This is a genomic window from Bacillus sp. FSL K6-6540, assembly GCF_038007545.1.
Genome location: NZ_JBBOXH010000001.1, coordinates 549,204 through 562,030, shown reverse-complemented (window position 1 = coordinate 562,030; position 12,827 = coordinate 549,204). Strand labels below are relative to the sequence as shown.

General features: G+C 54.2%; 12 protein-coding genes. 6 read left to right on the top strand and 6 right to left on the bottom strand.

Annotation, left to right across the window (positions count from 1 at the left end):
- The first annotated feature begins 24 nt into the window (after positions 1-24).
- The 5 genes from MHH82_RS02390 (at position 25) to MHH82_RS02370 (ending at position 5,779) form a co-directional block, all read left to right on the top strand.
- Positions 25-939: a carbohydrate ABC transporter permease gene (locus tag MHH82_RS02390; RefSeq protein WP_009595490.1), complete on the top strand. Its 915-nt coding sequence runs from the start codon at positions 25-27 to the stop codon at positions 937-939.
- Between the two features lie 5 nt (positions 940-944).
- Positions 945-1,784 (top strand): carbohydrate ABC transporter permease, encoded by an 840-nt coding sequence (locus MHH82_RS02385; protein ID WP_145040111.1) that lies wholly within the window; start codon positions 945-947, stop codon positions 1,782-1,784.
- Positions 1,785-1,858: 74 nt separating this feature from the next.
- Positions 1,859-3,175, top strand: a complete 1,317-nt coding sequence (locus tag MHH82_RS02380; protein ID WP_145040113.1) for an ABC transporter substrate-binding protein — start codon at positions 1,859-1,861, stop codon at positions 3,173-3,175.
- A gap of 22 nt (positions 3,176-3,197) precedes the next feature.
- The gene (locus tag MHH82_RS02375; RefSeq protein WP_145040115.1) at positions 3,198-4,844 is read left to right on the top strand and encodes an MGH1-like glycoside hydrolase domain-containing protein; all 1,647 of its coding nucleotides are present in this window, start codon (positions 3,198-3,200) and stop codon (positions 4,842-4,844) included.
- 23 nt (positions 4,845-4,867) lie between these two features.
- Positions 4,868-5,779 carry a glycoside hydrolase family 43 protein gene (locus MHH82_RS02370; protein WP_251500618.1) on the top strand — a complete coding sequence of 304 codons (912 nt, stop codon included), beginning with the start codon at positions 4,868-4,870 and terminating at the stop codon, positions 5,777-5,779.
- 147 nt (positions 5,780-5,926) lie between these two features.
- Here MHH82_RS02370 and MHH82_RS02365 read toward each other — a convergent pair whose 3' ends face one another.
- Positions 5,927-6,946: a Gfo/Idh/MocA family protein gene (locus tag MHH82_RS02365; RefSeq protein WP_340962924.1), complete on the bottom strand. Its 1,020-nt coding sequence runs from the start codon at positions 6,944-6,946 to the stop codon at positions 5,927-5,929.
- Between the two features lie 26 nt (positions 6,947-6,972).
- Entirely contained in the window at positions 6,973-7,746 is a 774-nt protein-coding gene (locus tag MHH82_RS02360; protein ID WP_012818676.1) for a sugar phosphate isomerase/epimerase family protein, read from the bottom strand.
- Between the two features lie 139 nt (positions 7,747-7,885).
- Here MHH82_RS02360 and MHH82_RS02355 point away from each other — a divergent pair, with 139 nt between their 5' ends.
- Positions 7,886-8,713, top strand: coding sequence for a helix-turn-helix domain-containing protein (locus tag MHH82_RS02355; RefSeq protein ID WP_071222296.1), 828 nt, complete (start codon positions 7,886-7,888; stop codon positions 8,711-8,713).
- Between the two features lie 108 nt (positions 8,714-8,821).
- On the opposite strand, the gene MHH82_RS02350 is transcribed toward MHH82_RS02355, so the two are convergent.
- The 4 genes from MHH82_RS02350 to MHH82_RS02335 form a co-directional block, all read right to left on the bottom strand.
- On the bottom strand, positions 8,822-9,274 hold the full coding sequence (locus MHH82_RS02350) for a hypothetical protein (RefSeq protein WP_340962921.1): 453 nt from the start codon (positions 9,272-9,274) through the stop codon (positions 8,822-8,824).
- 459 nt (positions 9,275-9,733) lie between these two features.
- Positions 9,734-10,798 (bottom strand): bifunctional transcriptional activator/DNA repair enzyme AdaA, encoded by a 1,065-nt coding sequence (locus tag MHH82_RS02345; RefSeq protein ID WP_036664749.1) that lies wholly within the window; start codon positions 10,796-10,798, stop codon positions 9,734-9,736.
- A gap of 255 nt (positions 10,799-11,053) precedes the next feature.
- Positions 11,054-11,923, bottom strand: coding sequence for a carbohydrate ABC transporter permease (locus tag MHH82_RS02340; protein ID WP_009595479.1), 870 nt, complete (start codon positions 11,921-11,923; stop codon positions 11,054-11,056).
- An 18-nt stretch (positions 11,924-11,941) separates the two neighbouring features.
- The gene (locus MHH82_RS02335; RefSeq protein WP_009595489.1) at positions 11,942-12,817 is read right to left on the bottom strand and encodes a carbohydrate ABC transporter permease; all 876 of its coding nucleotides are present in this window, start codon (positions 12,815-12,817) and stop codon (positions 11,942-11,944) included.
- Positions 12,818-12,827 lie beyond the last annotated feature (10 nt).

The window sequence follows — 12,827 nt, the reverse complement described above, 5'->3', positions numbered from 1 at the left end:
ATTCATCCTGAAGGGAGGCACATTATGAGAAAGCTGTCCAAGCCCTTATACGGCCAGCAGAATAAGACAGCCTACTTGTTTCTTCTGCCTTGGCTCATCGGCTTCTTCTGTCTGACGCTGGGGCCGATGATCGCATCGCTGTACTTGTCCATGACCAAATTCAACCTGCTGTCATCGCCGACTTGGACGGGACTCAGCAACTATGTCCAGATTTTTACCGAAGACGATACGTTTCAACGATCCTTGTGGCTAACGTTCTATTATGTGTTCTTGTCCGTGCCGCTGAGACTTGCGTTCGCGCTGCTGATCGCCATGGCCTTGAACAAGGGCATCCGCGGACTCGGCATTTACCGGACCGTGTATTACATCCCCTCTCTATTGGGAGGCAGCGTTGCCATTGCCATCGTCTGGCGCCAAATCTTTGACGGCAGCGGGCTGGTCAATCAGTTCCTCGGCTGGTTCGGCATCACGGGCCCCTCGTGGATCGCCCACCCCGACTATGTGGTGTATACGATTATCACGCTGTCCGTCTGGCAGTTCGGATCGGCCATGGTCATCTTCCTTGCCGGTCTAAAACAGATTCCGACTGATTTATATGAAGCATCCGGCGTAGACGGTGCCGGAAAGATCCGTCAATTCTTCGGCATCACGCTGCCGATGCTGTCACCCGTTATCTTTTTCAATCTGATCATGAGCATGATCAATTCGTTCCAAGCCTTCACGCCGGCCTACGTCATCGGAGACGGGCGGGGAGGACCGCTCGACGCCACGATGTTCTACACCTTGTACCTGTATCTGAAAGGCTTCTCGTTCTTCGATATGGGTTATGCCTCGGCACTGGCATGGATCATGCTGGTCATCATCGGGGTGTTCACCGGAATCGTTTTTCTTACATCAAAATTCTGGGTCTTCTACGGGGATAACCAGGAAGGGAGGTAATGGATATGCCGCTTAAGCGACGACTGGTTCAAGCCGGGAGGCATGCCGCCATTATCCTCCTCGGCCTGCTCATGCTGTATCCGGTGCTGTGGCTCGTCTTCAGCTCGTTTAAACCGAATCATCTTATCTTCACCAACAGCAGCCTCATTCCGACTGCCTTCACGCTGGATCATTACGTGAACGGCTGGAGCGGGCTCCAAGGCATTTCCTTCGGCCGATTCTTCGGCAACTCCGTGCTGATCTCGGTCATGAGCGTCATCGGGAACATCGTCTCCTGTTCCCTGGCAGCCTACGCCTTCTCCCGATTGAAGTTCAAATTCAAAGGCCTGTGGTTCAGCATCATGCTGGTGACGATTATGCTGCCTTACCACGTAACGCTCGTGCCTCAATACATTCTGTATAACGAGCTTCATTGGATCAATACGTATTTCCCGCTCATCCTGCCCAAATGGCTGGCGCATGACTCTTTCTTCATTCTGCTGATGGTTCAGTTCATCCGCGGCATTCCGCGGGAGCTGGACGAGAGCGCGACCATCGACGGCTGCGGACAATCGCAGATCTTCTTCCGCATCGTGGTGCCGCTTCTCGTCCCTGCGCTGATTACGACGGCCATCTTCACCTTCATCTGGAGCTGGGACGACTTCTTCAGCCAGATGATTTATTTAAGCAAGATTGATTTGTTCACTGTACAGCTGGGGATCCGATCCCTGTTCGATCCTTCGGGGCAATCGGATTGGGGGGCGCTGCTCGCCATGTCCACGCTATCGCTGCTGCCTGTGACGATCATTTTTCTGGTGTTTCAACGGTATTTTCTCGAAGGCATTGCCACAACCGGCCTGAAGTAGCCTCAGAAGCTGCCTGCCGACGTGCGAGGGCGTGCTGCAAATGAACCAATTATGATTAGACTGGGGGATTATCCATGTTGAAGAAATGTTTCGTTGGCATGTTGGCTTCGCTCCTATTATTCGTCACCGCCTGTTCCGGAACGGATCACACGGGAGAAGGCGGGAATGCGGACGCAGGGGCCGAGCCGAGCGGCCAGGTCGAGCTGCGTTTGATGTGGTGGGGCGACCAGAAACGGGCCGATATTACGAACGAAGCCCTGAAGGTGTTCCAGAGTAAACATCCGAACATCAAAATCGTCGGCGAATTCTCGCCTTCCTCCGGATATTTCGATAAGCTGAACACCCAACTCGCTTCCGGCACCGCGCCGGATATCTTCTTCCTGGGCGGAAACGTGGTGGACTATGCCAAAAAAGATGTGCTGCTGAACCTGGATCCGTATGTCGGAAGCGAACTGAAGCTGGACGGCATGGATGCCACCATGGTGGAATACGGCCGGCTGGATGGGAAGCTGCAGCATATTTCGGCCGGCGCAAACGCCCGGGGAATCGTCATCAACAAGGCACTGTTCGAAAAGGCAGGCATTCCTCTGCCGGAGCAGGATTGGGATTGGGAGGACTTTGCCGCCATCAGCAAAGAATTGTCCGATAAGCTTGGCGACGGCGTATACGGTACCTATAATTTCACCGTCGACGGAATGGATATCTTTCTGAAGCAGCGCGGAAAACAGCTGTATGATATGGAGAACGGAAAGCTCGGCTTCGCGAAGGAAGACATTCAGGAATGGTTCGAGTATTGGGAACAGGCTTCGAAGGCCGGCGGTGTCGTTACGCCTGAACTTCAGGTGTCCAATCCGCACGATGATACCAGCAAATCCTTGTTGATTACGGGTAAAGCAGCCATGAGCCTCCTCCCTTCCAATCAGCTGGCCGCATTCCAGAGCCTGACGGAAGATCCGCTCATCCTCCATCCGGTACCTAGAGGTCCGAAGGGTACGGGCGTGGTATTCGAGTCCAGCCAAGGACTATCCGGATATGCCAACACCAAGCACCCGAAGGAAGTGGCCACGCTCATGGACTTCTGGATCAACGATCCCGAAGCGGCCAAAATCCTCGGCAACGACCGCGGCGTGCCGGTGACGGAAGCCAACCGCAACCTTCTTCAGGAGGAAGCGGGTCCTGTGGAAGAGATTGTGTACAATTATACGAGCCTCGTATCGGAAGCCACGAAGACCGAGCCTTTTGACGTGAGTTATAATCCGCCGGGATTCGCCGAGTTCTCCAAGCTGGCCCAGACGACGACCCAGGAGATCGGTTTCGGCCGGAAAAACGTCGAGCAGGCCGTTGCGGACTTCTACAATGGCACCGTGCGCATATTTGAATCGAATCAATGACAAAGCTTTCAAGGAGGCGGACATGACAGAAGCTATGCTGGACCGGCTCCGACGGATTTCGATACCGGATCGGGTGCAGCCGGGCAAACCGGAAGATCGGAAGCTGCTGCAGGAGTGGCAGGCGACAGGCGTCCGATTCGCGGCATCGGGCGGACGGCTGGAAACGGCTTATTATACCGCGCTGGAGAAGCTGCTGACCTGCATCGTGCCGATGAACGGCAGCGATCCGATTCTGCAGGAGGGCGGTATCTATCTCGGCTGCTGGCTGGAGAGCACCGGCACCATCAATGCGGAGCTGCTATCGCGACTGATTCCCTCGGTCTCGGAAACAACCTACCTCGCCTTTGCCGATCAGCAAAGAGAGGATGGGCTGCTCCCTTATAAACTGACGGAGAACGGCCCTTCGTTCCGCCAGATCCAGCTCGTCACGCCGCTGGCGCGCTGCGTCTGGAACCACTATGAGCTTCATGGAAGGGACCTCTCCTTCCTGAAGACCATGTACCAAGCCATGTCGCGTTACGACGATTGGATCGCGCGTTACCGCAACACCCGGGGAACCGGCTGCGTGGAGGCTTTCAGTACCTTTGATACCGGGCATGATCTGTCGCCAAGGTTCTGGCATGTTCCGGACACGCCTTATAGGAACGATGCCGCAGCCTTCCACCCGGACTCCCCGGTTCTGCCCTTCCTGGCACCGGATTTGACGGCCAACATCTACTGTCAGCGCATGTATTTGGCCCGCATGGCCGAAGAGCTCGGCGAATCCGGAGCCGATTGGAGGGCCAAAGCCGAAGCCAGCCTGGACAGCCTCTTCCGTTACTGTTATGACGAAGACGATCAATTCTTCTATGACCGGGATCGGAACGACGAACTGGTCCGGGTCCAATCTGACGTGCTGCTGCGCGTGATGGCCTGCGAGGTGGGCGACGCCGAGCTGTTTGGCAACATGCTGCGGCGGTATTTGCTGAATACCGGCAAATTCTTCGCCAAATATCCGTTTACGTCCATCGCAATGGACGACCCGCGGTTCGATCCGTCCTCCTCTTACAACAGCTGGGGCGGGCCGTCCAATTTCCTGAGCTTGATCCGGGCGCCGCATGCCTTTGAACATCATCACCGCTATGTCGAGCTGACCTGGGTGCTGCAACCGATTCTGTCAGCCTTGTCCAAGGCGAAGCGCTTCCCGCAAACCTTGAGCCCTTGGACAGGTGCAGAGGGCTTTACCGAGGCGTATTCCCCTTCCATTCTGTGCCTGCTGGATTACGTGGAACGGCTCTGCGGCATCATGCCGATCGGATCGGATCGACTGTGGTTTACGGGATTGCTTCCGGTCGATATGGACCATGGCGAAGAAGTCGCCGGCAACACGGCCTATAGCCGAACTGTGAACGGGCTGCACTACGAACTGGTGAATACCCCGGACAACGTCACCGTATACCGGGAAGGCCGCGTTCATATTCAAGGGCCCGCCGGGATTCGGCTGGTCGCGGACCGCAGCGGACAATTGGAGGGCGTGATCGGCATGAGCGCGCGAATTATTGAAGGCGAGCTCCGCTATCAAGGCACATCCATTCCGATCCGGATCAAAGGCAATGAAATGCAGCAGTATTCAGACGGAGATTTGAAGACGGAGAGGGATATCGGCATCATCTATCCTAGCTATCGTTAATTGAAGGAGGTGAACGCTTAAGCGTGAAAACTGCAGACATTCAGCTTCGGGACCCCTACGTACTGCCTGATCCGACACAGCGAACATACTACATGTACGGCAGCACCGACAAAAATATATGGAAGGAAGGAAACGGCTTCGATGTCTATATCAGCCGGGATCTAATCGATTGGGGAGGCCCTTATCCGGTCTTTCGCAAACCGGACGATTTCTTCGCGGACGTGAACTTCTGGGCACCCGAAGTCTACTATTACCACGGGCGTTACATCATGTTTGCCACCTTCCGCCGAAAAGATAACGATCTGCTGGGCACTGCGGTGCTGTCGGCTGAACAGCCGACAGGACCCTTCTCCCTTCATAGCGATGGGCCCGTGACCCCTGTCGACTGGAGTTCCCTGGACGGCACGCTCTATGTCGACGAAAGGGATCAGCCGTGGATGGTGTTCTGCCACGAGTGGCAGCAGGTCGGCGACGGCGAGATTTGCGCCATGCGCCTGAGTCCCGATCTCACGGAGGCCGCCTCGGAGCCCGTAACCCTGTTCCGAGCCTCCGAAGCCGCTTGGGCCACGCCGTTCCACTCGCCCCGTTTTCCCGGATCGGGCAACTATGTGACGGATGGCCCGTTTCTGTTTCGAACAACGTCGGGGAATCTGCTCCTATTATGGGCCAGCTTTGTGGATGGCCGATACGCGCTCGGCGTTGCCAAGTCGCCAACCGGCAAGCTATGCGGGCCTTGGCTCCAAGAACCCGAACCTTTATATTCCAGCGACGGCGGGCACGGCATGATGTTCCGTACCTGGAACGGCCAGCTGATGCTGACCGTGCATACCCCGAACCGCACGCCGGATGAACGACCGATCTTCATTCCCGTCGCGGAGGACGGTGATAGCATCAAGGTGGATGGGATGTATCGGACAACGCGTATGCCCAAGTAAAATCCATATTAAAAAGTCCGCTCTCCATGAAGATGGCAGAGCGGACTTTTTAATAGTTTTTTTGCATTCCTAAGCTATGCCTTGCTTTGATTTGCAGTACAAACAAAAGGAAGCCGTACGCATACGGCCTCCCTCTACTCGCATTTATTACAGCTTCACGATTTTACCGGTCTCTTGGGATTCGAATGCACCCAGGATCACGTTCAAGGAACGAAGTCCTTCCTCACCAGAAATGCTAGGCGGCGTGTTCGTGAGAATGGATTCGACGAACGCGTCGATGACGCCGCTCGGAACCTGCTTCTCATTGGTTGCCATGGCGCCTACCTTGTAGGTCTCCACCGTACCGTCGGTCAGCTCTACAACCACCTCGTCGCCGTTAACGGTACCGATCTTCATGGCACCTTTCTCGCACCACAATACCGTTCCGTTATCGCCGGATCTGTAATGCGTCCAGCTTGCCATCAGCGTGCCCACGGCCCCGCTCTTCATGCGAACGATGCACGTCGCGTTGTCGTCCACATCGGTTCCTTCTTTATGGACCGTTCCGATAAAACCTGCCACTTCCACGATCTCATCGTTCAGCAGGTAACGGATAAAGTCGGATTTGTGCACGCCGAGATCGCCCATGGCGCCCATAATCGCTTCTTCCTTGCGGAAGAACCAGCTGTCGCGTCCATCCAGGCTCCAGCTCTCCGGACCGCCGTGGCCGAAGGAAGTACGGAAGGTAAGCACTTTGCCGAGCTTGCCGGAATCCAGAATCTCCTTCGCTTTTACGTGCGGAGGCATGAGGCGTTGATTGTGGCCTACCATCAGGTACACCCCGTTCTTGCGGGCGGCCTCGATCATTTCCTCTCCTTCTTCAGCCGTCGTAGCCATCGGCTTCTCCACCAGCACATGAAGGCCGGCATTCGCAGCCGCGATGCTCATCGGAGCATGCAGATAGTTCGGCGTACATACGCTAACGGCGTCCAGCTTCTCGTTCTTCAACAGTTCTTGGTAGTCTGCGTAGGCTTTACCGCCATACTGGGCCGCCATCTCTTCGGCGCGTTCCTTCACCGGATCGGCAAAAGCAACCAGCTCCACGTTAGCATTGTTCGCGTATTCAGGAATATGTCTGCGCTGGGCGATCGCGCCGCAGCCAAACACTGCCACTTTAATTTTGCTCATTGAAAGTCTCCTTTTTTGCTTATAGATTAAAATTGGTTCAGGTAGTTCTGCTTCAGCCAGTTCATGCTGTTCTCCACGCTTTGTAGCGGCGGGTTCTGACATACGTCCTGCTCGACGATCAGCCATTCCGTGCCTGCATCGGATGCAGCCTGAATGACGCCCGGCAGGTTAACCGAGCCTTGGCTCAGCTCCAGCGTCTTCATGTTGCCTTCCGCATCCTTGCTGAAGTCTTTCAGGTGAAGCAGCGGAAGACGTCCGGCGTATTTCGGAATGTAGGTAAGCGGATCTTGTCCGGCGAATTGTACCCAGCATACGTCCATCTCCACTTGCACGGCTTCCGGCGTCGTTGCGGAATACATCGCATCAAAAACGAACTGGCCATCAACCTCGGCTTCGAATTCGAATGCATGGTTATGGTATCCAAAGATCAGTCCCTGCTTGCGGGCTTCGGCCCCTACTTCCTCCAGGAAGGAGAAGAGGTTCTTCCAATCCTCGGCATCTTTACGATCTTCTTCGGCCACATATGGACACATCATATATTTAGCGCCAATGGTTTTCAGGTAATCAATTTCCTTCTGCAGGTCTGCACGAAGCAGATGCAGGCCCACGTGACTGCCGATCGCTTTCAAGCCAAGCTCTTGAAGAAGCGTTTTCATTTCCTCGGCCGGAATGTCTCCATAACCTGCGAATTCCACGCCTTCATAACCCAATTCAGCAACTTTGCGGAGCGTACCGCGGAAATCCTGTGCCGTTTCATCGCGCAGCGTATACATTTGCAAACCAATGTTCATTCTTCTCATTATAGCGCACCTCGATTCCAAAAATGAGTTACTGCTCTATCTGCTACTATCATACATGCAAATAGGCTAAAATGAACATAAACAATATTGCTGCAACATGAACTATCTGCTTATATTTTTACTGGGGGTTGTTACCATTATGGAAGCTAGGCTGCTCATCTGCGACTATTCCTATCACTTTCAGCAATTCAGCAACAGCCATCGGGGCGGCTTGACGACCTATCTGTTCCGACTTCAAACCGAAGGCTCCTGCGAAATCTACTGCAACGGCATCGAGCACCATGTGCAGGCAGGCGACCTGCTGCTGCTGAAGCCCGGCGATGAATACGAGCTGCGGGTGAAGGAAGACGGCGAGGATGGCCGCGTGTCCAGCGGGGATTATTTTATATTCTGCGACGGCTCCTGGATTGATGATTGGTGGAACCGCATCCCCCGCCCTGTCGTCAGTCATGTTGGGCTCGACGATTATTTGCTCGGTCTGTGGAGACAGATGCTGTTGGAGAAGCGGCGCGGCCTTGAAGGGGAAATCGGGGAACTGACCGACTACCTCCTGCGCAGTCTCTGCCTCTGCCTGGACCGCGCCATTACCGAGATCAAGCCGACCGATCGCCTTGCCTTCACCGCCCTGCGGCTGAAGCGATTCGTGGAGGAGCATGCCACCCTAACCTTCAAGCTGGAGGAGGCTGCTTCCCATGTCGGGCTTAGCTTATCCCGGGCGGTCAAGCTGTTCAAGGAGTATTACGGAAAAACCATGATCCAGTACGCCCTTGAGATCAGGCTGAACGCAGCCGTCGAGCGCATCAAATACAGCACAATGACGCTGGAGGAAATCGCGGAAACCTGCGGCTTCGCAAGCTACTCCTATTTTCACCGGGTATTCCGGGCCAACTACGGCGTATCCCCGGTCAAATTCCGGGAAACGGCAACGGTGCCGGCAAGGCCGGGGCAGGAGAAAAGCCCCCGCTGATTTTTTCCTACTATAATATAAAGAAGCAGCCCATGCTCATCCTTGAAGGCAGGAGCTAGGCTGCTTTGCACTTTAGTAACTCGACATATTCGCTTTTTTCGGCCACATTCATAGCATCGCGGCCCCGGCGGCGGCAAAGACCAGCGCGAAATAAACGCCGACCCCTATCAGATGATTGCGATTCCACTCCCGCGGCTTGATCTCGACGATATACGGGAGCAGCCACAGGAAGCTGGCGACAAACCATGCAACGGAGGCCAATCCGATAAACAGCAGTTTCTTTCCTTGCTCGTATTGGAAGACAGGGTCCATCCCGTTAAAACGGATCAGGGAGCCGCTGGTCAAGGTACAGGAATAAGCCAACACCATGAACACGGCCACGACCAAGAGCGTGCCGATGGCCTTGAGCCCGTCCGAAGTCAGAAAATTCGGCCGTCTCCCCTTCTTTCCGGAAAAGCCGATCAAAAAGAATACATACCCGACCAAAATGGCCACACCTGCTCCTGAAGCGACAATGCCTCCGGAAATGGCAGCTGCCAAGGCTAGAATCGGAATCATCATCTCGTCTTTTCCTCTCTTTCGTACCTGCTGAACCGTACGGTCTTAGCATAAAATAGTTGAACTCTTGATCCAACACGCTTTCTTTCGATGTACAGGAACCGATGTAACAAACGTCCCGTTTCAGAAACAGGTATCTTGAAACCAGATAGGGACATTCCAAATTATAGCATAGAGCTCCTGTATCCCGGGGCTTACTTTATAGCTTATCGTCACCAGCAGGATGGAGGCGATAAGCCGTTTACTTGGATAATAATTACAGATTGCTCCAGAGAATTGGTTAGACCGCTGCCTTTGAAAATATCAAATCCGAGTTCCTGAAGAACCTTCACGGCATCTTCAACAGGCAGTTTGGGGAGATGAAACTCCTGATCGATGACCCCTCCCAGCTCGCTGAGCTCGGATAAAAATACAAAAATGGTCTTACCTATAGGTAAGACCATTTTCTACGACGAAAGTCCACTATTCATGTATGGTTCCGGTACTCATGGACTGCTCATGATGCAACAGCCACTGCTTTCGTGATAGGCCGCCGCCATATCCGCCGAGCTCACCGCTCGTATTGATCACGCGGTGGCATGGAATGACAATCGCAAGCTGATTGGCGCCATTCGCTTGGGCAACGGCGCGATATGCGGTCGGTCTTCCCATCACCGCTGCGATTTCGCCATACGAAGACGTTTGGCCGGGGGGAATCCGCAGCAATCGGCCCCACACTTCTTGTTGAAACGGCGAACCCAGCAAGAACAAGGGCGTCTTGAATTCCGTTAACTTCCCTTCAAAATACGCTGCGAGCTCCAGCTCGATTGAACGGATCGGAGCCGTATGGCCCGGAATGATCGCCGACTTGGTTCTCTGCCGGAGACGTTCAACCTCACGCTCCAGGCCCCGGCGGTCCACGAATTCGAGCAGATACAGCGCCTCTTCATCCGCGATGGCCATCATCGGCCCGAGACGCGTGTCGATCCATGAAGCTTTTAAGATGTTATGGTGCCCCGATCGGCTAGGCGCCGCGCCCATGATGCGGGAAAATGCATCCCTAAAACCGCTGCTCGACTCGTATCCGGTCGACAGCTGCGCATCGATGACGGCATGCCCCTCCCGGATTTGCTTCAGGGCAAGTCCCATTCGCCGTGCCCGTGCGTATTCAACGAAGGTCATCCCGAACCGCTTCTTGAATTGGCGCCTTGCCGTCGAAGCATCCACGGACAGCTTCTGAAAGTCCTGGTTGGTCCACCTTTTCTCCGGATTCTCCTCAACGGCTTCTACGAGCAGCCGGACCAAGTCCGATACCTGATTGGGGTGCGATAGCGGACGGCAGCGTTTGCAAGGCCTGAAGGATGCAAGCAGCGCTTCTTGAGCCGTCTCGTAAAATTCGCAGTTTTCCATCTTCGGTTTCCGGGCCGGGCATGTCGGGCGGCAGAACACCCCCGTGGTCTTCACGCCTACATAAAACACGCCTTCGTACTCCGATTTCTTTTCCAGCAGCGCCTGGTAATACTCCTGCTGATTGGCAGCCGATATCACTTGGGTTCCTCCCCGCTCTGATGTACTTTCTAAGGGGCCATACGCTTGTTGGCCTTGATCATCATGCTCTCTTGTTCTCGTGTTTCTATTATATTTCTTTTGCCGGCATGACGTAGCCGAAAAACGTGCATGAATATTTTCGAGAGTAAAAAAGCGCCCGCCCCGATGACCCTGATTGACCTAATCATACGAAAAGCCCCTTCCGTTGACCGGAAGAGGCTTTTTTCTTTCAAGAATATGAATTTCGCTTGAAGTTTAACCTTTAATGGATCCTGCCACCATGCCCTTCATGATCTGCTCCTGCAGGATCAGGTAGGCCACGATCGTCGGAATGACCGCGATCGCCATCGCTCCCATCGTCAGGCTGTAATCCGTGCCGAAGCCGTCCGAGAACAGGGACAAGCTGAGCGGGAGCGTCTTCAATGCCTGCGTATTGATGAATACGAGGGCGAAAGAGAAATCATTCCAGAATCGGAGGAATGCCAGAATCGATATCGTTGCCACAATCGGCGTACAGAGCGGCAGAATCATTCGGCCGAAGATTCCCCACCAGCCGCTGCCGTCGATCATGGCCGCTTCTTCAATCTCTCTTGGTATGGATGACATGTACGCCATCGCCAGGAAGATCGCGATCGGCAGCTCAAACGCCGTATATGGCAGGATGAGTGCGCCGTACGTGTCGAGCAGGCCGATATTTTTCATCATAATGAACAGGGGCACCAGCGTACTGTGGATCGGAATCAGCAGTCCGGTCGTGAACAACACGACCACCAGCTTTTTAAACCGAAACTGGAATCTGGACAGCACATACGCCGCTAGTAAACTTAGCAGGATGGTCAGCACGACGGCCGTAATCGTTACAACCGTCGAATTGATCATCGCTCGGCCCATATTTCCGAGCTCCCATGCCCGGAATAAATTCTCGGTCATCCACTCCTTCGGCAAGCCGTAAGGGTTGTTGAAGAAATCCTGGTTCGATTTAAACGCGCTCGTAAAAAGCCAGTACAAGGGATAGAGCGTAAGAATCGCATACACAATCAGCAGCAATTTTACGAATCCGGTTAACCCCTTCGTGATGACGCGTTTCCCTGAGGTACTTCCGGTCCCGGTCGTCTGTAAATTCACATCGCTCCCTCCTTCATGTCAACTTGACTTTCTGCGCGTTGCGAAATAGTTAAGCGCGATAAGAATGGCGCTGACGATCATGATCATCGTGGAAACGGCGGAGCCGTAACCGTAGCGGTACACGCTGAACGTGCTGTTGTACATATAGGTAGCAAGAAGCTCGGTCGATTGCGCCGGTCCGCCGCCTGTCATGACGATGACATGGTCAAAAGCTTTCAGGCTTCCCGAGATACAGAGCACAATGGTTACGACCACCGTGCTCCAGACCATCGGCAGCGTGATTTGCATCAGCTTGTTCCAGCCGGTGGAGCCATCGATTTTGGCCGCATCGTGGATCTCTGGCGAAATATTTTGCAGCGCTGCGATAAAGATGACCAGATAAGGGCCGATGTTCGCCCAGTTAATCGGGATCGATATCGCCAGCATGTTGACCTTCGGATCGGACAGCCAAGCACGGGTCCATGACTCCAGGCCGAGCATCTCCAGCACATAGTTGGCAATCCCGAACTGCGGGTGGTAAATGTAACCCCAGATGAGACCGACAACCACCGTGGAGAGAACCATCGGCATGAAGACGGCGGACCGGATGAACCTGGAGAAGAACGAATTCTTGAACAATACGATAGCCAGAATCAACGCGATCGGAACCTGGCCGATAATGGACGATACGACCAGAATCAGGTTGTTTCGAAGCGCCCGCCAGAAGATCGGGTCCTTGAACATCTCTCTATAATTGTCAAGGCCGATGAACGTGGCGTCTCCGAACCCTTTCCAACTGAAAAATCCGTAGTATGCTGACCAAAAAACCGGAATGATGACAAATATCAGAAACAACAGAAGCGCAGGAAGAAGAGCTATGGCTATAAATCCTTTGCTTCTCATCGCTGTAGGCATGGCAGCCTCC

Coding starts and splice junctions, on each gene's coding strand:
- MHH82_RS02390 (WP_009595490.1), top strand. CDS start 25: ATGAGAAAGCTGTCCAAGCCCTTATACGGCCAGCAGAATAAGACAGCC.
- MHH82_RS02355 (WP_071222296.1), top strand. CDS start 7,886: ATGGAAGCTAGGCTGCTCATCTGCGACTATTCCTATCACTTTCAGCAA.
- MHH82_RS02385 (WP_145040111.1), top strand. CDS start 945: ATGCCGCTTAAGCGACGACTGGTTCAAGCCGGGAGGCATGCCGCCATT.
- MHH82_RS02380 (WP_145040113.1), top strand. CDS start 1,859: ATGTTGAAGAAATGTTTCGTTGGCATGTTGGCTTCGCTCCTATTATTC.
- MHH82_RS02375 (WP_145040115.1), top strand. CDS start 3,198: ATGACAGAAGCTATGCTGGACCGGCTCCGACGGATTTCGATACCGGAT.
- MHH82_RS02350 (WP_340962921.1), bottom strand. CDS start 9,274: ATGATGATTCCGATTCTAGCCTTGGCAGCTGCCATTTCCGGAGGCATT.
- MHH82_RS02360 (WP_012818676.1), bottom strand. CDS start 7,746: ATGAGAAGAATGAACATTGGTTTGCAAATGTATACGCTGCGCGATGAA.
- MHH82_RS02365 (WP_340962924.1), bottom strand. CDS start 6,946: ATGAGCAAAATTAAAGTGGCAGTGTTTGGCTGCGGCGCGATCGCCCAG.
- MHH82_RS02335 (WP_009595489.1), bottom strand. CDS start 12,817: ATGCCTACAGCGATGAGAAGCAAAGGATTTATAGCCATAGCTCTTCTT.